This is a genomic window from Streptomyces sp. NPDC057616 (assembly GCF_042800575.1).
Taxonomy (GTDB): Bacteria; Actinomycetota; Actinomycetes; order Streptomycetales; family Streptomycetaceae; genus Streptomyces.
In genome coordinates this window covers 66421-86231 of record NZ_JBHVGU010000021.1, presented here as the reverse complement: position 1 = coordinate 86231, position 19811 = coordinate 66421, and the positions used below count along the sequence as shown (strand labels likewise).

Sequence of the window (19811 nt, the reverse complement as noted above, 5' to 3'; positions counted from 1 at the left end):
AGGGGGGTCGTCTCGGTGGCAAACGGAACCACCTGCGAACCCTTCCGCAGGGCCTTTTTGGCGCCCCGACGGCGGTGCACGGTGGTGGGGGCGCCGTCGTTTATCGGCCATCTGTTCGTGGAGGTCACGGAAAGGTCTCGTCCGGGGTACTGACTATGACTCAACGATGTGGCTAACATCACGCCAGCGCGGCGATGGGGCCGCGGGGTGAGGAGGTGCGACGTGCTGCCAGTACGGGGACGAAACGGCCAAGCCGCCAGGCCTGCGCGTTTGCTGGGCACCCGCACCGCGTGGACGCCCGTCGGCGACGGCGAGTTCTTCTGCCCCGGGTGCGGCGGCGATCGCAACTACCAGCGCCTGACGGGTCACCGTCGCTTCATCGTCCTGGGCGTGCCCGTGCTGCCGCGCGGCGAGACCGCGCCGGTCGTCGAATGCGCCTCCTGCCGTCGGCACTTCGGCACCGAGGCCCTCGACCACCCCACCACCACCCGCTTCTCCGCGATGCTCCGCGACGCCGTGCACACGGTCGCCCTGGCGGTGCTGACCGCGGGCGGCACCTGCGCGCGCACCGCGCTGCAGACCGCCGCCGGCACGGTCCGCGCGGCCGGCTTCGACGACTGCACCGAGGACCAGCTCAGCGCCCTCGTCGACGCGCTGGCCGCGGACACCGGCCGGGTCTACGGCGAGCCCTGCGGCGCCGGACTCGCCATAGAGCTGCACGAGGCACTGGACCCGCTCGCCCCGCACCTGGCCGCCGTCGGCCGCGAGTCGATCCTCCTCCAGGGCGCCCATATCGCCCTCGCCGACGGCCCCTACACACCCGCCGAGCGCGACGTCCTCAGCACGGTGGGCGCGGCCCTGACGATCTGCACGGACGACGTGACCCGCCTGCTGGCTGCAGCCCGTACGCCGTCCTGAGCCGGGCGCGGACGCCGCTGCATCGCCGTAGCCGACGGTCGGTACATGCCCGCCCGGCGCGACGTCCTGGGCACGGTGGGCGCGGCCCTGACGATCTGCACGGACGACGTGACCCGCCTGCCGGCTGCAGCGCGTACGCCGTCCTGAGCCGGGGCGCGGTCGCCGTCGCCGGCGGCCTGCCGTGGACCGAGTGTGTACGCCGTGCCGTTACTCCCTGGGGAGTAATCCCGCCGGCAGGCCGACCGTCGCAGTATCGCGTAACTCGGCCGCGCGCCCGACGAAGGTGTTCCCGGGGGCCGGGAGTCTGGAGACGACCCAGACATCCCGACCGGAGGGAGGCCCGTCCATGGGGGCCGCAAGGACGCGAACAGGGGGCCGGCGTGCCGTGCCCTGGGTGGTGCTCGGGCTGTGGCTCGCGGCGCTCGTGCTCGTCGGACCGTTCGCCGGGAAGTTCGGCGACGTGCAGCAGAACCGGTCCGTCGACTATCTCCCCGACAGTGCCGACTCCACCCAAGTGGCCCGCATCCAGGACGAGTTGCCGGGCGGCCAGGCCACCGACCTGGTGCTCGTCTACCACCGCGACGGCGGCCTCACCGCCGCCGACCGGCAGAAGGCGGGAGCGCAGGTCGCCGAGGTCGGGGCGAAGTACCGGCTGACCGGGACCCCGAAGGCCGTCCCGTCACGCGACGGCGCCACCCTCATGTACCCGGTCTCCAGCACCGAGCCCGGCCAGGACGACAAGGCGCGGGACGCCTTCGTCGACGGCGTCCGGGACATCGCGAACGGCGGTGCGGGACTCAGCGCCGAGGTCGGCGGACCCGGCGGTCTGAACACCGACATGAGCAAGGTGTTCGGCTCGATCGACGGCACCCTGCTCTACGCCACCCTCGGCGTCGTCACCGCCCTGCTGATCCTGATCTACCGCAGCCCCTTCCTGTGGCTCGTGCCCCTCGCCTGCGCCGGTGTCGCCGCCGGCATGGCGATGGCCGCCGCCTACGGCCTCCACGAGGGCTTCGGCGTCACCATCACCGGCCAGAGCGGCGGCGTCATGACGGTCCTCGTGCTCGGCGCGGGCACCGACTACGCCCTGCTGCTCATCTCCCGCTACCGCGAGGAGCTACGGCGCCACGAGCGCCCGTACGACGCCATGCGCGCCGCACTGAAGGGCTGCGGCCCGGCCGTCCTCGCCTCCTCCGGCACCGTCGCCGCCGGCCTGCTGTGCCTGCTCGCCGCCGACCTCAACAGCAGCAGCGGCATGGGCCCGGTCGGCATGGTGGGCGTGCTCGCCGCGCTCGTCGCGATGCTCACCCTGCTGCCCGCCCTGCTGGTCCTCCTCGGCCGCCGCGTCTTCTGGCCGATGATCCCGGCGTTCGGCAGCACCCCGAAGGCGCGCCGCTCGCTGTTCGCGGCGATGGGCAGCTCCGCCACCCGCCGCCCGGCCGCCGTGCTCACCCTCGGCGCCGTCCTGCTCGGCGCGCTCGCCCTGGGCGTGCTCAGCCTGCCCGGCACGCTCAAGCAGGAGGACTCCTTCACCGAGAAGCCCGAGTCGATCTCCGCGACCCAGACCCTCGCCCACGCCTTCCCGGGGCGCAGCAGCCAGCCGATCACCGTCATCGCCCCCACCGCGAAGGCCGGCGCCGTGCTGGACAAGGCCCGTACGACCGAGGGGGTCGCGCAGGCGGCGCCCGGGCGCAGCGGCTCCGGCTGGACGGAGATCTCCGTCTTCGCCACCGCCGCCCCCGAGTCGCCGGGCGAGACGAGGACCATCGAGGCGCTGCGCGGCGGGCTCGACGACACCTACGGCACCTACGTCGGCGGCCCCAGCGCCCAGCAGCTCGACCTGGCCGACAGCCAGACCCGGGACCGCGAGGTGGTCGTGCCGCTCGTGCTCGCCGCCGTGTTCGTGATCCTCGTAGGACTGCTGCGCAGCCTCGTGGCGCCGCTGATGCTGCTCGTCGCGGTGGTCGCGGTGTGGGGCGCGGCGCTCGGCATAGGCGGGCTGGTGTTCGGGCCCGTGCTCGGCTTCGGCGGCACCGACTCCGGGCTCGGCCTGCTGTCCTTCGTCTTCCTGGTGGCCCTAGGCGTCGACTACGGCATCTTCCTCATGCACCGCATGCGCGAGGAGTCCCTGGCGGGCGCCGAACCGCAGACCGCGGCGCTGACCGCGCTGCGCACCACCGGCGGGGTCATCGCCTCCGCGGGCGTCGTGCTGGCCGCGACCTTCGCCGTGCTGACCACGCTGCCGCTGGTGGGGCTGGTCGAGCTCGGCTTCGTGATCGCGGTGGGCGTGCTGCTGGACACCTTCCTGGTGCGGACGTACCTGGTGACGACGGCGAGCGTGCTGCTGGGCCGCAAGGTGTGGTGGCCGGGCCGGCTGTCGCGGGCGCCGGAACCGGTACGGTCCGAGCGGCAGCCGGAGCCGGTGTGAAACACGGAAGATGAACCTCGTGCAGGAGAAGACGACAGCGGGGCGGCCCCGCCTCGGCGAACGCATCATGACGGTGCTCAACCGGGACCCGCGGACCGCCCCCCACGGCACCCGCAACGACGCGATCCTCGCGGCGGTCCTCGCCGCGGTGGCCGTGTGCGTGGCGCTCTCCACCGACCCGGCTCGCCGCCCCGACGCGCTCGGCTGGACGCTGCTGCTCGCCGCCCACGTGCCCCTCGTGTGGCGGCGGCGGCGCCCGCTGCTGGTGCTCGCCGCCGGCGTGGTCCTGCTGATGCCCTACCACGCGATGGACAACAACCACGGCGCCTCGACCCCGGCCACCGTCGTCGCGCTCTACACGGTCGCCGTCACCGGCCGCCCGCTGCGCACGATCCTGACCGGCATCACCGTCCTCGCCATCGCGTTCACCGTGATGCTCACCGTGAGCACCCATCAGGCCGTGGAACTGCTGCGGATCTCCGGCTGGGTGATCGCCGTGCTCTTCTTCGGCGTCGACGTCCGCTACTACCGCCAGTACGTCGCCGGCATCGTGGAACGCGCCGAACGCGCCGAGCGCACCCGCGAGGAGGAGGCCCGCCGCAGGGTCGCCGAGGAGCGGCTGCGCATCGCCCGCGATCTGCACGACCTGCTCGCCCACACCATCACCCTCATCGGCGTGCGCACGTCCGTCGCCGCGCACGTCCTGGCCGCCGACCCCGAGCGCCTCGACCGCGAGACGATCGCCAAGGCGCTGGAGGAGATCGCGGAGACCTGCCGCACCGCACGCGGCGAACTGCGCACCACCCTGGAGGTGCTGCGCGCCGCCGAGCACGGCGAGGGCCGCGGCCCGCTGCCCGGCCTCGACGGCCTGCCCGACCTGGTGGAGGCGGCCCGGCTCGCGGGCGCGCGCGTCGAGCAGTCGGTACGGGTGCGGCAGGCGCCCCCCGCCGTCGGCGCCGCCGCCTACCGGATCGTGCAGGAGGCGCTGACCAACGCGGTACGGCACGCGGGGCCCGAACCCGCCGTACAGGTCGAGCTGTACGAGCGGGACGGCGCCCTGCGCCTGTCCGTCACCGACGACGGCACCGGGCCCATCCCCGGCGACACGCCCGGCTTCGGGCTGGTGGGGATGCGGGAGAGGGCCCGCAGCGTGGGTGGCACACTCGACGCCGGACCGCGGGCGCAGGGCGGTTTCGAGGTCAGTGCCGTACTGCCGCTGACGACCGCTGTGGAGGGGACCCGATGACGATCCGCGTGCTGCTCGCCGACGACCAGACGCTGGTGCGGGCCGCGTTCGCCATGCTGGTCGAGTCGGCGCGGGACATGGACGTCGTCGGGCAGGCCGGCACCGGCCGGGAGGCGGTGGCCCTGGCCCGTGGCGAGCGCCCCGACCTGGTGGTGATGGACCTGCGGATGCCGGACCTGGACGGCATCGAGGCCACCCGTCTCATCGCCGCCGACGAGGATCTGGCGGGGGTGCGGGTGCTGGTCCTCACCACCTACGACACCGACGAGAACATCGTCGAGGCGTTGCGCGCGGGCGCCTCCGGGTTCCTCGTCAAGGACACCCGTCCGGCCGAACTCCTCGACGCCATCCGCACGGTGGCCGCGGGGGAGGCGCTGCTCTCCCCGGGCCCCACGGGGCGGCTGATCGAGCGGTTCCTGCGCAGCCCGTCGGCGCCCGCGACGGGCGGGCCGGAGTGCCTCTCCGACCGGGAGCGGGAGGTGCTGACCCTGCTGGCGCGCGGGCTCAACAACACCGAGATCGCCGAGGCGTTGGGGCTCAGCCCGCTGACGGCGAAGACCCATGTCAGCCGGATCATGGGGAAGCTGGGGGCGCGGGACCGGGCGCAGCTCGTCATCGTCGCCTACGAGTCGGGACTGGTGACTCCGGGAACGATCTGACGGTGACCTTCCTGAGCCGCACCCTCCTCGCCGCCACCGTGCTCCTCACGCCGCTCACCGCCCTCGCCCCCGCCTCCGCCGCCACGGGCTGCACCTCGTCCCTGCCGTACGCGTCGGGCCGCGACGGCTACGACACCTTCCGCATCCCGGCGGCGATCACCACGGGCCGGGGCACCGTCCTCGCCTTCGCCGAGGGGCGCCACAACGGCGCCGGGGACACCGGCCACATCGACGTCGTCCTGCGCCGCTCCGGCGACGGCGGCTGCACCTGGGGCCCGCTGCAGATGGTGGCCGCGGGCGACGGCGACACCCGGGGCAACCCCGCGCCCGTCGTCGACCCGCGCACCGGCGACGTCGTCCTCGTCACGTCCTACAACAGCGGTGCCGTCACCGAGGCGCAGATCATGCGGGGCGAGGTCACGCCGGAGCAGGGCAGACGGGTCTTCGTGCAGCGCAGCCGGGACGACGGGCGGCACTTCACGGCGCCGCGCGACATCACCGGCGAGGTGAAGCCGGCGGGCTGGCGCTGGTACGCGACGGGACCGGGCCACGCGCTCGCGCTGACCCGCGGCCGGCACGCGGGGCGCCTGGTCGTGCCCGCCAACCACTCCGCGGCCCCGCCCGCCGGTTCCCCCGACACCGGCCAGGAGGCCAGGTACTACGGCGCCCACGCCCTCCTGAGCGACGACGGCGGCCGCACCTGGCGGCTGGGCTTCGTCGACGACTCCTACGACGGCGTGGACAACGCCAACGAGTCCACGGCCGCCCAACTCCCCGACGGCAGGCTGTACTTCAGTTCCCGCGACCAGAACGGCACGAGCCCCGGCAACCGCCTCGACACGTACTCGAGCGACGGCGGCGCGAGCCTGGACCGCCCCTACGAGGTGCAGCCCACGCTGGACGACGTCCCGGTGGTCGAGGGCAGCGTCCTCCAACTGCGGGGTATCGACGCGCCGTTGCTCTTCTCCGGCCCGTCCGTGCCGACCGCCCGCCGGGCGATGGCGATCTGGCGCAGCACGGACGGCGGCGCGACCTTCACCAAGGCCCTGACGCTCTCGCAGCAGCCCGCCGCCTACTCCGACCTGGTGCAGGTCGGCCACCGCACAGCCGGAATCCTCTACGAGACGGGGACGACCGGCGGGACGTACGACACGATCGAGTTCCGGCGGCTGCCGGCCGACGGCCTCGGCTCCTAGGGGGGCCCGACACCTAGAGCAGACCCGCCCCGGCGAGGAACTTGCCGACCTGCTCGACCTCCTCCGGCGACAGCGGCACCTGGGGTTCCGCGGTCGCCGGGCAGTCGATGACACCGCGCAGGTGCAGGGCCGCCTTGAAGGCGCCCAGGGCCGACGAGCCGCCGCCCATCCGGGCCGGGTCGCCGACGCCGACCAGCCCGAACAGGGCGCACAGGCGCTCCTGTTCGTCGCGGGCCCGCTCCCGGTCCCCGGCGCGGCAGAGGCGGTCGAGGCGGACGTAGCCGTGCGGGTCGACGTTGGCGAGACCGGGGACCGCGCCGTGGGCGCCCAGCGCGAGGGCCGCGTCGACGAGCAGTTCCGAACCCGTCAGGACGCTGAAGCCGGAGAGGTGGCGCGCCTTGGTGACGACCTCGCGGAAGGCGGCCAGGTCGCCGCTGGAGTCCTTCAGGCCCGCGAGCACGCCGTCGGCGGCCAGGTCGAGGACGACGTCCGGCGGCAGCTTGGTGTGCACGGCGACCGGGATGTCGTAGGCGATCACCGGCACCGGCGACGCGGCCGCGATCAGACGGAAGTGGCGGGCGATCTCGGCGGGATGGGTGCGGGCGTAGAAGGGAGCCGTGACCACGACCGCGTCCGCGCCCGCCGCCGTCACCGACGCCACGTGGTCCAGCACCCTCGGCGTCGTCATGTCGATCGCGCCGGCCAGCACCGGCACCCGGCCGCCCGCATGACCGGTCACCGCCTCCACCACCAGCCGGCGCTGCGCGTCGCGCAGATACGCCGCCTCCGACGAGGAGCCCAGCACGAACAGCCCGTGCACTCCGCCGGCCAGCAGGTGGTCGACCAGCCTGAGCAGGGAGGGGACGTCCACCTCGCGGTCCGGTGTCAGGGGCGTGCAGACGGGCGGGACGACACCGGTGAGCGGGGCGGGAAACGTCATGAGGGCTCCGTTGGATGGCTTTGGCGTACGAGGTCGCGGGTCGACTCGTCCTCCTGCACAGGATGGTGGCAGCGGAAACGGTGGTCCGCGCCCGACGCGGCCGAGAAATCCGGCATGTCCGTCGCGCACCGCTCGTCCGCCTTCCAGCAGCGGGTGCGGAACGGGCACCCGCTGGGCGGCCGCGTCGCCGAGGGCACCGGGCCGGTCAGCGGGATCGGGTCGATGGGGTCGAGCAGGCCGGGCGTCGCCGAGAACAGGGCGCGGGTGTACGGGTGCCGGGCGCGCTCGGTGACGGACGCGGCCGGGCACTCCTCGACGATCCGGCCGAGGTACATGGTGATCACGCGGTCGCTCATCCGCCGGACCGTCTGGATGTCGTGCGAGACGAACACCAGCGCCAGGCCCAGGCGTTCCTTCAGGTCCAGCAGGAGGTTGAGGATCTGGGCGCGCACCGACACGTCCAGCGCGCTGGTGGGCTCGTCCGCCACCACGAGCGCGGGGTCCAGCGCCAGCGCCCGGGCGATCGCCACCCGCTGCCGCTGGCCGCCCGAGAGCTGGCCGGGCAGGGCCTCGGCGAGCGCCCGCGGAAGCCCGACCAGGGACATCAACTCCCGTACCCGGTCGTCCCGCCGGGCCTTCGCGCCCCGGTCGTGCACGTCCAGCGGGTCGCGCAGGATCCGGCGTACCGTCAGCCTCCGGTTCAGGGCCGTCGAGGGGTCCTGGAAGATCATTCCGGTGCTGCCGCCGATCGCGGCCCGGCGCTCGGCGGGCGCCATCGACCACAGGTCGCGGCCCTGGAAGGACACCGTGCCGGACGTCGGCCGCACCACGCCCACCAGCACCTTCGCCAGGGTCGACTTGCCGCAGCCGGACTCCCCGACGACGCCGACCGTCTCGCCGGGCGCGACGGCGAGGTCGGCGCCGGTGAGGGCGTACACCCGGTCCCGGGTGAACAGGCCGCCGCTGCGCGCCTTGTGCACGACATGCGCGCCGGACAGCTCCACGATCGCGTTCACTTCACGGCCTCCGACTCCGCGGTCGCCAGCTCCACCGCCGGATGGTGGCAGGCCGCCGTGTGCGTGGGGGTGCCCAGCAGGGCGGGCGCGGTGGCGCGGCAGACCTCGGTCGCGAGCGGGCAGCGGTCGGCGAAGCGGCAGCCCGCCGGGAAGTCCGAGGGGGAGGGCACGACGCCCTTGATCTGCGTCATCCGCTCGGCCGCCGACTCCAGCGACAGCACGCTGCCGAGCAGCCCGCGCGTGTAGTGGTGGGCCGGCGCCTCCACCAGGTCGGCGGTCACGCCCGTCTCCACGATCTGCCCGCCGTACATCACCACCACCCGGTCGGTGACGTCCGCGATCAGCGCGAGGTCGTGCGAGACGAGGATCAGCGCGAAGCCCAGCTCCTCGCGCAGGCGCAGCAGCAGCTCCATGACCTGCGCCTGCACGGTCACGTCCAGGGCCGTCGTCGGTTCGTCGGCGACGATCAGCTTCGGGTCGCGGGAGAGCGCCATGGCGATCAGCACGCGCTGGCGCTGGCCGCCGGACAGCTCGTGCGGATAGCTGCGCAGCGTGCGCTCGGGGTCCAGGCCGACCAGGGTGAGCAGTGCGGCGGGGCCGCGCCGGCCGCCGCGCCGTACGACCTGCTTCAGCTGGGCGCGGATCGTCATCGCGGGGTTCAGGGAGGACAGCGCGTCCTGGTAGATCATCGCCATCTCGTGGCCCAGCAGCCGGCGCCGTACCCGCATCGGCTCGGACAGCAGCTCCCGCTGCCCGAAGCGGACCTGGCCGCGCACCCGGGCGCCCTTCGGTTCCAGGCCCATGACCGACAGCGCCGTCAGCGACTTCCCGCAGCCCGACTCGCCGACCAGGCCCAGGACTTCACCCGGGCGCACCTCGAAGGAGATGCCGTCGACGATGTCCACCCCGTCGTGCCGCCCCTCGAAACCGACGGTGAGGTTTTCGACGGCCAGGACCGGCTGCGTCTCCCGCGGCAGCGGGCGCGCCCGGGAGCGCAGCCGCGCGGCCGCCGCCGTCAGGCCGGGCAGCCGCAGCACCTCACCGCGGCCGGGCTCCGGTGCCTGGAGGCGGTCCTCGCCCGCGTGGACGTCGACCTCCCGTGCCGGCGGGGCCGCCCACGCGTCCGAGACCCCCTCCGACAGGATGTTCAGCGACAGCACGGTCACCAGGATCAGCAGGCCCGGGAACACCGTCGCCCACCAGCCCCCGGTCAGCACCATGTCCTTGCCGTCCGCGATGACACTGCCCCACGACGGGTCCGGAGGACGCACGCCCGCGCCGATGAAGGACAGCGACGCCTCGAAGACGATGGCCTCGGCGACCTGCACGGTGCAGAACACCAGGATCGGGGCGGCGCAGTTGACGGCGACGTGCCGGAGCACGATGTGCGGGGTGCGGGCGCCGATGACCCGTTCCGCCGTCACGTAGTCCTCGCTGTACTGGTCGAGGATGTTCGCCCGCACCACCCGCGCTGTGGGCGGCATGAACAGGAAGGCGATCGCGCAGATCAGCACGGTGATGCCGCCGCCGAACACGGCGACCAGGACGGCCGCGAGAGCGATGCCGGGGAACGCCATCACCACGTCCAGGCAGCGCATCAGCGTCTCGTCGAGCGCCTTGCGGGAGGTCGCCGCGACCGCGCCGATCAGCGCCCCCACGACCAGCGCGAGGGCCGTCGCGCCGAGGCCGATCGCGAGCGACCAGCGGGCGCCGTACATCAGCCGGCTCAGGATGTCGCGGCCCAGGCTGTCCTGGCCCATCCAGTGCCCGGCCGACGGATGCCCGGTGCCGTCCACGGGCGGCTGCTGGTCGAGCGGGTCGTGCGGCGCGAGCAGCGGGGCGAACACGGCCATCAGGACCACGAGGGCCAGGAAGCAGACGGCGGCCTTCGACAGCGGCGGCAGCCTGCGCAGGCCGCGCAGGCGGACGCCGGGCCGGGACAGCGCCCCGGCCAGGCTCTTGCGCGTGAACTGCGTGATCATGCGGTCGCATCCCTCAGTTTCGGGTTGACCAGCAGGTACAGGACGTCGATGACGAGGTTGACCACGACGAAGCCGGTCGCGGTGGTCAGCACGACCCCCTGGACCACGGCCGGGTCGCCGTTCTTCACGGCGTCGATCATCAGCTTGCCCATGCCCGGCAGGGAGAAGATCGTCTCGATGACGACCGCGCCGCCGAGCAGATAGCCGACGCGCAGGCCCAGCACGGTCAGCGGGTTGATGAGGGCGTTGCGCAGCACGTTGCGTCCCACGACCACGTGCGGCGGCAGCCCGCTGCCGATGGCCGTGCGCACGTAGTCCTTGTCCAGCTCCTCCACCACCGACGTCCGTACGATGCGCGTCAGTTGGGCCGCTACGGGCAGCGACAGGGCGAGTGCCGGCAGCGTCATCGTCCTGAGCCAGCCGGTGAAGGAGTCGGCCGGGTTGATGTAGCCGCCGGTCGGGAACCAGCCCAGCTCGACGGCGAGGTACTGGATCATCAGCAGCGCCAGCCAGAAGCCGGGGGCGGCCACGCCGGTCAGCGAGACGACCCGGATGACCTGGTCGGGCAGCCGGTCGCGGTAGATGGCCGCCGTCACCCCGCCGAACAGCGCGAGCACCACCGCGATGCCGAGGCCCAGGAAGGTGAGCTGGAGGGTCAGCGGCAGCGCGGTGGTGACCTGGTCGAGCACCGGGGCGCGGGTCAGCGCGCTGGTGCCCATGTCGCCGTGGAGCAGGTCGCCGACGAAGTGGACGTAGCGCACGGGCAGCGGCTGCAGCAGCCCGTTCTGCTCGCGGAAGTCGTGCAGTTGCTGGGGGGTGGGGTTCGCGCCCTGGAAGAACGCGGACGCCGGGTCGACGTCCGAGAAGCGCATCACCAGGAACACGAACAGCACGATGCCGAGCATCAGCGGCACGAGCAGGGCGAGGCGGCGGAGCAGGATCCTGACGACGGCGATCACGAAGCGGACTCCCTTGTCCCTAGGCCCACTTGGCCTGGAGGACGTTGATGCCGGGGTAGGGCTGCGCCCTTATGCCGGTGAGCTGCTTCGGGTCCCAGGCGGTCATCAGCTCGTTGTGGACGACCGGGTAGAGCACGGCCTGCTCGGCGACGGTGTCCACGTAGTCCTGGATCATCGCCTTCTTCCTGTCCGGGTCCGGCTCCTGGGTGGCCCGGTCCATGTCCTTGAAGAGCTGCCTGGCGACGGAGTTGCCGGCCCACCGCGTGTACTGCATCCAGAGGTTGGTGGGCCCGTAGTTGTAGTGCATGATCAGGTCGGCGTCGAGGCCGAACTGGTTGGGGTTCGAGGCGGCGGCGACGACCTGGTAGTCCTGCTTCTGGTCCATCTTGGTGAAGACCGCCGTGGTCTCCTGCGGGGAGAGCGTGGTCTTCACGCCGATCGCGTCCCAGGAGGCCTTGATGGTCGGCAGGCAGTCGACGATCCAGCTCACGTTCACGGCCAGGATGTCGATCCTCAGTCCGCTGACCCCGGCCGCCCTCAGCAGCGCCTTCGCCTTCTCGGGGTCGTAGTCGTAGACCGTCTTCGCCCGCCGGTAGGCGGGGTTGGACTCGTTCAGGAACGACGAGGACGGCTTGCCGTGGCCCTTCAGCGCGACCTGCACCATCTTCTCGGTGTCGATGGCGTAGTGCAGCGCCTGCCGCACCCGTACGTCGTCGAAGGGCTTGTGCTGGGTGTTGAACATCAGGAACAGGTTGTTCATGCCGGCGCCGCCCGCCACCGTCAGCCCGCCGCTCTGCAGCTGCTGGATGTTGGCGTACGGGATGTTGTCGGAGATCTGGGCGCCCGCGCTGGAGCCGGAGATCTTGGCGACGCGCGGTGCGGCGTCCACGATCGTCAGCCAGTTCATCTTCTTGAAGGCGGGCGGGCGCGGGCCGTTGTAGTCGGCGAACGCCTCGAAGGTGGTGTTCGACTTCGGGTGGTGCGCGCTCTGGCGGTACGGTCCCGAGCCGACCGCCAGGCCCTTGATCGCGTCGTCCCAGGCGCCGGGCTCGGAAAAGACGTGCTTCGGCATGATCTTCGCCAGGGTGAGCCGGGAAACCCCGTCCGGGAAGGGGAACTTGAGCACCAGCTCGACGTTCTGGGCGTCGATCTTGCGGACCTCCTTCAGCCAGCTCGCGAAGAAGCCCTTGGCGAGGGTCTGCGTCTTCGGGTCGAGGATCCGGTCGAAGACGAACACCACGTCGTCGGCGGTGACGGGCTTGCCGTCGTGGAACGTCGCGCCCGCGCGCAGCGTGAACCTCCAGCTTGTGGCGTTCACGTCCTTCGGCAGCGAGGTGGCGAGCGCGGCGTACGGCTTGCGGGAGATCGGGTCGGTGTCGAGCAGGCCCTCGTAGATGTGGTTGTTGCCCGCCATGCAGAAGGCGGACGCGGTCTGGGTGGGGTCCCAGGTGCCGTCGTTGCCGTAGCCGATGACGGCGGTCAGGGTGCGGTCCTTGCCGCTCCCGCCGCCGGTGTCGTTCGTGGACTGGGGCCCGGAGGAGCAGGCCGACAGCGACGCGGAGACGGCGGTGGCCGCACCCATCGCGCCGGTGTACTTCAGGAAGGTCCGGCGATGCACGGTTCCTCCAGCGAGTGAGGAGATACGACGTCCTACGTCCTGCCCGTCAGCCGCGACCATAGGAGCGGCCCGGGGGGCGGTCAAGGGCCCGCACACGAATGGCGTAGCTGCCAGAGGTCGGGCCAATGACGGAGCGGCTGGCGGGAGTTGGTGCACGTCAGTGCCGGACATGGGACGTGGGACGTCCGGTGCGCGTACGATGCGGCGCATGGCCGTGGAGCCGAGGAACAGGCGGACCGGGAACGCCAGGGGCGCGGAGTCCGGCACCAGCCGGATACGGCGGGAGGTCGTGCAGCTGATCCTCGACCGCAGGCTCCGGCCGGGCGCGCCGCTGCCCACCGAGGCCGAGCTGATGGAGGACCTCGGCGTCAGCCGCAACTCCGTGCGCGAGGCCCTCAAGGCGCTCCAGGCGCTCGACATCGTGGAGATCAGGCACGGCTACGGCACCTACGTCGGCCAGGCGTCGCTCTCCCCGCTCATCGACGGGCTGACCTTCCGCACGCTCGCCTCGCACGACGACGACACCGGTGCGCTCGCCGAGATCCTCCAGGTGCGCGCGGTGCTGGAGGAGGGGCTGATCCGGCGGATCGCGGGCTCGGTCACCAAGGCGGAACTGGACGCGCTGGAGGAGGTCGTCGGCGGCATGGAGGCGGCGGTCCGCGCGGGCCGGCCCTTCCCCGAACTCGACCGCACCTTCCACGAGTTGCTCTACGCCTCGCTCGGCAACGCGCTGGTGCCGCAGCTGCTTGGGGCCTTCTGGACGGTCTTCCGCCGGGTGGCCGGGGCCCGCGGCTGGACGGACGACCCGGAGCCGAAGGTGACGGTCCGCCGGCACCGCGACATCGTGACCGCGCTGCGCGCCGGGGACGCCGAGCGCGCGGAGCGTGCGATGGTCCACCACTTCCGCGGCATCGAGGCCCGTACGCTGGCGCGATGACGGACACCTGGTCGCCCGCGGACCCCGGTGTGCTGCGGCTGCCCTCCGGACGGCTGGTCCGGGGCCGCGGCCTGCGCCGCCCCCTCGCCGAGGAGGCGCCCACGCCCTCCTACGCCCTCTACCTGCTTGGCCGCCGGCCCCCGCCGGTGGACTGGGATTTCCGCTGGATCCGCTGGCCGGACTTCCGTCTCCCGGCCGACCGCGCGGACGCCCGCGCGGCCCTGGCGGAAGCCTGGCGGCGCGCCGCCGGGGAACGCGTCGAGATCGCCTGTGGCGGCGGCCGCGGCCGCACCGGGACGGCCCTGGCCTGCCTGGCGGTCCTGGACGGCGTACCCGCCGAGGAGGCGGTGGCCTTCGTCCGGCGCCACTACGACCGGCATGCGGTGGAGACGCCGTGGCAGAAGCGGTACGTGCGGCGGTTCCCGGCGGAGCCTTCTAGCTGAGGGTTTCGGCCACGATCGCCGCCGCCCCCGCGAGCAGGGCGTCGTCCCACGCGGCGTCCTGGGCCGGCTTCGTCGACAGCACGGTCAGGACGACCGGGGCGCCGTCGGGGGTCCAGGCGACGGCCGCGTCGTTGGTGGTGCCGTAGGAGCCGGAGCCCGTCTTGTCGGCGACCGTCCAGGTGGCGGGCAGGCCCGCGCGGATGCGGTGGCCGCCGGTCGTGTTGGCCAGCAGCCAGTCGGTGAGGCGGGCGCGGTCGGGGCCGTTCAGGGCGTGGCCGAGGACCAGGCGGGCGTAGCAGCCACCGAGCGCGCGGGGGCTGGTGGTGTCCGAACGGCGGCCCGGTTCGGCCGAGTTGAGCTCCGGCTCCCACCGGTCCAGACGCGTCACCCGGTCGCCGAGGGAGCGGGCGAAGCGGGTGACGGCGGTGGGGCCGCCGAGCAGCCGCAGCAGGAAGTTGGCCGCCGAGTTGTCGCTGTACCTGATGGCCGCGTCGCACAGCTCGGCCACCGTCATGCCGTGCGCCAGGTGCTCCTCCGTGCCGGTGACGGGCGCGCCGTCCACCAGGTCCGCGCGGGTGTAGTGGATGCGGCGGGCGAGGACCTCGCCGTGCCGGTCCAGATCGCGCAGGACGGCTCCCACGGCGAGGGTCTTGAAGGTCGAGCACATCGGGAAGCGCTCGTCGGCACGGTGGGTGACGGACCGTCCCGTACGGACGTCGTGCGCGAAGACGCCGAGCCGGGCGCCGTGCCGCCGCTCCAGCGCGTGCAGGCGGTCGGTGGCGGCGTGGGCGGGCGCGCTCGTCAGGAGCGCGGCGGCGGTGGCGGTGCCCGCGGTGAGCAGGGTGCGTCGGCCTAGGATCCTGTTCTCCTTCGGTCCATGACGGCGGTTGGTCCGCGGTCGTCCTACCCATGATCGACGCCGTACGTCATTCCTTGGTTGCGCGGCCTTGGACCATCGGCGGACGGCGGGGCGCGCCGGTGGCCGCCACAGTGAACGGCATGGAGAAGACGAAGGGGATCAGCCGGGCACGGTTCCTCGCGGGGGCCGCGGCCCTCTCAGCCGCGGCGACGGTGCTGCCGTCCCGTCCGGCGGCGGCCGCCGGCGGCCTCGGGCACCGGGGCGTCGTCTACACCGTGGGCGAGGGCGAGACGCCCGGGACCGCGTGGAACGCCGCCCGGATGCGCCGGGACGTCCGGGCCGTCCGCGACCGACTGCACGCCGACACCCTCGACGTGACCGGCGACGGTGTCGAACGGCTCACCGCCACCGCCGCCGAGGCCGCCGAGCAGGGGCTGCACGTGTGGCTCCAGCCGACCCTCGCGGACGCACCCGAGCGGGACATCCTGGAGCACATGGCGGAGTGCGGCCGCTTCGCGGAGCGGCTGCGGCGCCAGGGCGCGGGCGTCGACTTCAGCGTGGGCTGCGAGTTCTGGCTGTTCGTGCCCGGGATCGTGCCGGGGGCGACGGTCCTGGACCGGGTGCGGAACATGCTGGACGGCACCTTCGACCCCGTGAAGATGCAGCGCCGCCTCGACCGCTTCACCGCGAGGGCGGCGGCCGTCGGCCGGTCCGTCTTCCACGGCAACCTCAGCTACGCCGCCGCCCAGGACGACAAGGTGGACTGGCGGCTCTTCGACGTCGTCGGCATCGACTACTACTCGTACTTCCCCCACCAGGCCGACTACGTCCGGGAGTTGAGGACGTACCTGCGCTGGGGCAAGCCCCTCGCCATCACCGAGTTCGGCACCTGCACCTACAAGGGCGCGCCCCAGGCGGGCGGTATGGGCTGGGACGTCGTCGACTACGACAAGGGCGAGATCAAGGGGCACCTGGTGCGCAGCGAGCACACCCAGGCCGCCTACCTGACCGGGATGGCGCGGGTCTTCGAGTCGATGGGGCTGTACGCGGCGATGGCGTTCGAGTTCGTCACCCCGGACGCCCCGCACCGCGCCGACGACCCGCGCAAGGACCTCGACATGGCGAGCTACAGCATCACCAAGGCCGTCAAGGACCGCCCCGACGATCCCCGTTCGGGCTGGCACTGGGAGCCGAAGGAGGCGTTCCACGCACTGGCCCGGCAGTACGGCCGGTGCGCTCACCGGCAGTAGACGTCCCGCCGGGGCCGCTCGCCGGTCGCCAGGAACCGGGAGACCGTCGCGTCGCCGCAGGCGTTGCCGTTGTCCAGGTAGACGTCGTGACCGGTGGAGTCCACCGTCACCATGACGGCCCGGCGGCCGAGGGCCTCGCGCAGCTTCAGGGCGCCGCTCAGCGGTGTCGCCACATCACGCTGGTTCTGGACGAGCACCACGTTGGACGGGCCCCGGTCGGTGATCCGCACCGGTGCCCGCTCCGGCTGCCACGGCCAGGCGGCGCACACCATGGCGTTGCGGGGCATGCCGGCGGTGAGCGGGTACGCGGCCCGGCTCTTCGCGACGCCCTTCTCGTACACGGCGGCCGACCGCGGCCAGGAGGCGTCGTTGCAGATGGTGGCGGCGCCGACCGCGATCATCTGCTGCATCACGGCATCCGGGGGAGTCTGCGGCGCGGGCAGGGCCGTGCCCCGCTGCGCGGCCAGGATCAGCCGGGCCGGCGTCGGATAGTCGTCGGGGTCGTAGAGGCTGTTGAGCAGGGACTGGCGCAGCACGTTGCCGTTCAGCTCCTCCGGGTTGGCGCCGGGCCAGGGGATCGGCTCGCGGTCCAGGCGGGCGGCGAGGCGGAGGAAGAGCGGCCGCACCTCGGCGGCCGTATCGGCCAGACGGTACGGGTTGCCGGGCCTGGCGGCCCACCGGGCGAACTCGGGGAAGTTGTCCTCGACGCCCACCTCGGCCGCCTTCAGCCAGGCGCGCTCCGGGTTGACGGGGTCGGGGTTGTCGTTGCTGTCCAGCACGACGCGGTCGGTGCGCTGCGGGAAGAGCTGGGCGTACACGGCTCCGACGTAGGTCCCGTACGAGACGCCCCACGCGGACAGCTTCCTCTCGCCCAGTGCGGCGCGGATGCTGTCGATGTCACGGGCGTTGTCGACGGTGCTGATGTGCCGCAGCAGCTCGCCGCCGTTGCGGGCGCAGGCGTTCGCCATCCGCCGTGCGGTGGCCATGCTCCCGGCGACGGACCCGTCGGCGGCGGGCCACGGCCGCGAGGCCGTCAGCGCGAGGTCACCATGCTCGACCTGGCAACTGGCGGTGGTCGAGGGCGCGTTGCCACGCGGTGCGAACCCGATCAGGTCGTAGCGGTCCCGTACGTCCTGCGGCAGTTTCTGCCCCTTGCCCGACGGGTCGTCGAGACTGGACCCACCGGGCCCGCCGGGAATGAGCAGCAGCACGCCCCGGCGGGCGGACGGCTTCTCGGCGGGGATGCGCGACAGGGCGAGGTCGATCTTCGGCCCGTCGGGGCGGGCGTGGTCCATCGGCACTTCGAGGGTCGCGCACTGCTGTCGGGGGTCGGCTCCGCCGCCCGCGCACGCGCCCCACGTCAGGGGCGAGGACGTGTCGGCGGCGGACGCCGACAGCGGGGTGACGACACCGAAGACGATGCCCGAGGCGGCGGCGATGAGGGCGGCGCTCTTCGTGATCTCCTTCATGCCTACGAGCGTCCCGGAAGCGGCCTCCGCCTCCCATCCTGCCAACTGCCTTGTCGACACGGGGGTTTACCCCAGCCCGGAGGCGGGGTTCGTCAGACGTCCCGCCGGTCCACGACCACCACCGCCAGCACCGCCGAGACCCCCGCCCACACCGCGAACACGACCCACCCGCCGGTGACCGTCGTCGGGTACCGGGGGCCGAGGGTGAAGGGGTGGTCGCCGTATCCGATGTCGACCAGCCGCTCCCAGGCGTTGTACGGCAGCGCGTTCCTGAGGCACGCCGTCCAGTGGTAGCGCTCGGTGACGAAGGACGGCAGGAGCAGCAGGAGCAGCGTGGTCAGGACCATCGTGGTCGCGCTGTGCCGGATCAGCGCGCCCATGGCCATGCCGGCCAGGGCGCTCACCGGCGCGAGCAGGGCCGACGCCGCGACCACGCGCCAGGCGCCGGGATGTCCGATGCCCACGCCCAGGCCGCGGCCGTCCAGGATGGCCTGGGTCACCGCGAACGAGGCGCCCGCGACGACCGCGCCGTACAGCGTCATCACCGCCGTCACCACGAGCACCTTGGCGGTCATCAGCGCCCGCCGGTCCGGCACGGCGGTGAACGTCGTGCGGACCAGGCCGGTCGCGTACTCGCCGACGACGGTGATCGCGCCGATGCCCGCGGCCGCCAGGACCAGCATCAGCGCGGCGCCCACGGTGAAGGCGTCGCGCAGCGCCCAGTAGACGAAGTCGTCGCGGATCGGCGCGCCGTAGTGCGGGTAGTTGACGTAGTCGGCGCGGGCCGCGTTCGCGTTGAAGGCGATCAGGCCCACCGCGCTGGAGCCCAGCGCCCAGTAGGTGGAACGGAGCGAGCGGAGCTTGATCCACTCGGCGGCCACCAGGTCGGTGAAGCGGGCGGCCGGGAGGGCGAGCGTGGTCATCGGGTCTCTCCTGCCGCGTACTCGACGCTGTCGGCGGTCAGTTCCATGAAGGCCGTCTCCAGGGAGGCCGTCTGCGGGGACAACTCCCAGAGCAGGAAACGGTGTTCGTGCGCCAGCTCGCCGATCCGCACCGCACTCGCGCCGCGCACCCGCAGCGTCTCCTCGTCGTCCGGGGTCACCGCCGCGCCCTGTGCCGTCAGAACTGCGGCCAGCCGGCCCGCGTCCGGCGAGCGCACCGTCACCGTCGGCGCCGTCCCGCGCGCGGCGAACCCGGCCAGGCTCTCGGCGGCGATGAGCTCCCCGCGGCCGATGACGACCAGCTCGTCCGCGGTGTGCTCCATCTCGGACATCAGGTGACTGGAGACGAAGACCGTACGGCCCTCGCGCGCCAGCGAGCGGAACAGGTCCCGTACCCACAGCACGCCCTCCGGGTCGAGCCCGTTGAGCGGCTCGTCGAACATCAGCACCGGAGGGTTCCCGAGCAGCGCGGCCCCGATGCCGAGCCGCTGCTTCATGCCGAGGGAGAAGGTGCCGATCCGGCGGCGGGCCGCGGAACCGGTGAGCCCGACCTCGGCGAGCACCTCGTCCACCCGTCCCTTCGGGATGCGGTTGCTGCGGGCCAGCGCGTGCAGATGGGCCCGCGCGCTGCGCCCGCCGTGCACGTCGAGCGCGTCGAGGAGGGCGCCGACGTGGCGCAGGCCGCGCGGGCGTTCGCGGAAGCCGCGGCCGTCCACCGTGGCGGTGCCGCCGCTGGGCTCGACGAGCCCCAGCAGCATGCGCAGGGTGGTCGTCTTGCCCGCGCCGTTCGGGCCGAGGAAGCCGGTGACCCGGCCGGGGCGGACCGTGAAGGACAGATCGCGCACGGCGGTCGTGGGGCCGTAGCGCTTGGTGAGCTGCTCGACTTCGATCATGCGGACCACACTCGCGCGGACGGGCCCGCCCGCGCATCGGCCGGGCGCCGACACCGG

17 protein-coding genes are annotated in these 19811 nt (G+C 73.0%); 8 read left to right on the top strand and 9 right to left on the bottom strand.

All coding sequences use genetic code 11. From position 1 onward, the window contains the following. The first annotated feature begins 222 nt into the window (after nucleotides 1-222). The 5 genes from ACFU97_RS25980 to ACFU97_RS25960 all read left to right on the top strand — a co-directional run bounded on the left by ACFU97_RS25980 (nucleotide 223) and on the right by ACFU97_RS25960 (nucleotide 6447). Nucleotides 223-918, top strand: a complete 696-nt coding sequence (locus ACFU97_RS25980) for a TerB family tellurite resistance protein (RefSeq protein WP_384260810.1) — start codon at nucleotides 223-225, stop codon at nucleotides 916-918. A gap of 346 nt (nucleotides 919-1264) precedes the next feature. After that, nucleotides 1265-3346: an MMPL family transporter gene (locus tag ACFU97_RS25975; protein WP_384260807.1), complete on the top strand. Its 2082-nt coding sequence runs from the start codon at nucleotides 1265-1267 to the stop codon at nucleotides 3344-3346. Nucleotides 3347-3356: 10 nt separating this feature from the next. After that, on the top strand, nucleotides 3357-4592 hold the full coding sequence (locus ACFU97_RS25970; protein WP_384260805.1) for a sensor histidine kinase: 1236 nt from the start codon (nucleotides 3357-3359) through the stop codon (nucleotides 4590-4592). After that, nucleotides 4589-5251 (top strand): response regulator, encoded by a 663-nt coding sequence (locus tag ACFU97_RS25965; protein ID WP_384260802.1) that lies wholly within the window; start codon nucleotides 4589-4591, stop codon nucleotides 5249-5251. Before ACFU97_RS25970 ends, ACFU97_RS25965 begins: the two co-directional genes overlap by 4 nt. A gap of 2 nt (nucleotides 5252-5253) precedes the next feature. Then, nucleotides 5254-6447: an exo-alpha-sialidase gene (locus ACFU97_RS25960; RefSeq protein ID WP_384260800.1), complete on the top strand. Its 1194-nt coding sequence runs from the start codon at nucleotides 5254-5256 to the stop codon at nucleotides 6445-6447. 13 nt (nucleotides 6448-6460) lie between these two features. Here the strand turns inward: ACFU97_RS25960 and ACFU97_RS25955 are convergent, their stop codons facing one another. The 5 genes from ACFU97_RS25955 to ACFU97_RS25935 are packed head-to-tail and all read right to left on the bottom strand — an operon-like array spanning nucleotide 6461 to nucleotide 13022. Continuing rightward, nucleotides 6461-7387 (bottom strand): dihydrodipicolinate synthase family protein, encoded by a 927-nt coding sequence (locus ACFU97_RS25955; protein ID WP_384260797.1) that lies wholly within the window; start codon nucleotides 7385-7387, stop codon nucleotides 6461-6463. Beyond that, on the bottom strand, nucleotides 7384-8403 hold the full coding sequence (locus tag ACFU97_RS25950) for an oligopeptide/dipeptide ABC transporter ATP-binding protein (protein WP_384260795.1): 1020 nt from the start codon (nucleotides 8401-8403) through the stop codon (nucleotides 7384-7386). The genes ACFU97_RS25955 and ACFU97_RS25950 overlap by 4 nt, the downstream gene beginning before the upstream one ends. Continuing rightward, complete coding sequence (locus ACFU97_RS25945) at nucleotides 8400-10385, bottom strand: dipeptide/oligopeptide/nickel ABC transporter permease/ATP-binding protein (RefSeq protein ID WP_384260792.1); 1986 nt, start codon at nucleotides 10383-10385, stop codon at nucleotides 8400-8402. Before ACFU97_RS25945 ends, ACFU97_RS25950 begins: the two co-directional genes overlap by 4 nt. After that, on the bottom strand, nucleotides 10382-11344 hold the full coding sequence (locus ACFU97_RS25940; protein WP_384260790.1) for an ABC transporter permease: 963 nt from the start codon (nucleotides 11342-11344) through the stop codon (nucleotides 10382-10384). The genes ACFU97_RS25945 and ACFU97_RS25940 overlap by 4 nt, the downstream gene beginning before the upstream one ends. Nucleotides 11345-11363: 19 nt before the next feature. After that, nucleotides 11364-13022 carry an ABC transporter substrate-binding protein gene (locus tag ACFU97_RS25935; protein WP_384260787.1) on the bottom strand — a complete coding sequence of 553 codons (1659 nt, stop codon included), beginning with the start codon at nucleotides 13020-13022 and terminating at the stop codon, nucleotides 11364-11366. 139 nt (nucleotides 13023-13161) lie between these two features. Here ACFU97_RS25935 and ACFU97_RS25930 point away from each other — a divergent pair, with 139 nt between their 5' ends. Together ACFU97_RS25930 and ACFU97_RS25925 are read left to right on the top strand one after the other, a co-directional pair. Further along, nucleotides 13162-13899 (top strand): FadR/GntR family transcriptional regulator, encoded by a 738-nt coding sequence (locus ACFU97_RS25930; RefSeq protein WP_384260998.1) that lies wholly within the window; start codon nucleotides 13162-13164, stop codon nucleotides 13897-13899. Beyond that, a complete protein-coding gene (locus ACFU97_RS25925; RefSeq protein ID WP_384260785.1) occupies nucleotides 13896-14342 on the top strand; it encodes a protein phosphatase in 447 nt (148 codons plus the stop codon). The genes ACFU97_RS25930 and ACFU97_RS25925 overlap by 4 nt, the downstream gene beginning before the upstream one ends. Here ACFU97_RS25925 and bla read toward each other — a convergent pair. After that, nucleotides 14335-15201: a class A beta-lactamase gene (gene bla / locus ACFU97_RS25920; protein ID WP_384260996.1), complete on the bottom strand. Its 867-nt coding sequence runs from the start codon at nucleotides 15199-15201 to the stop codon at nucleotides 14335-14337. The two genes, ACFU97_RS25925 and bla, sit on opposite strands and share 8 nt — an antisense overlap. A 140-nt stretch (nucleotides 15202-15341) precedes the next feature. Here bla and ACFU97_RS25915 point away from each other — a divergent pair, with 140 nt between their 5' ends. Continuing rightward, nucleotides 15342-16451, top strand: a complete 1110-nt coding sequence (locus ACFU97_RS25915) for an abortive phage infection protein (protein ID WP_384260782.1) — start codon at nucleotides 15342-15344, stop codon at nucleotides 16449-16451. Here ACFU97_RS25915 and ACFU97_RS25910 read toward each other — a convergent pair. From ACFU97_RS25910 to ACFU97_RS25900, 3 genes are all read right to left on the bottom strand, one after another. Continuing rightward, nucleotides 16439-17920, bottom strand: coding sequence for an alpha/beta hydrolase (locus ACFU97_RS25910; RefSeq protein ID WP_384260780.1), 1482 nt, complete (start codon nucleotides 17918-17920; stop codon nucleotides 16439-16441). The genes ACFU97_RS25915 and ACFU97_RS25910 overlap by 13 nt on opposite strands. A 92-nt stretch (nucleotides 17921-18012) precedes the next feature. Then, nucleotides 18013-18843 carry an ABC transporter permease gene (locus tag ACFU97_RS25905; protein ID WP_384260778.1) on the bottom strand — a complete coding sequence of 277 codons (831 nt, stop codon included), beginning with the start codon at nucleotides 18841-18843 and terminating at the stop codon, nucleotides 18013-18015. Continuing rightward, nucleotides 18840-19754: an ABC transporter ATP-binding protein gene (locus tag ACFU97_RS25900; RefSeq protein ID WP_384260775.1), complete on the bottom strand. Its 915-nt coding sequence runs from the start codon at nucleotides 19752-19754 to the stop codon at nucleotides 18840-18842. The genes ACFU97_RS25905 and ACFU97_RS25900 overlap by 4 nt, the downstream gene beginning before the upstream one ends. Nucleotides 19755-19811: the final 57 nt, after the last annotated feature.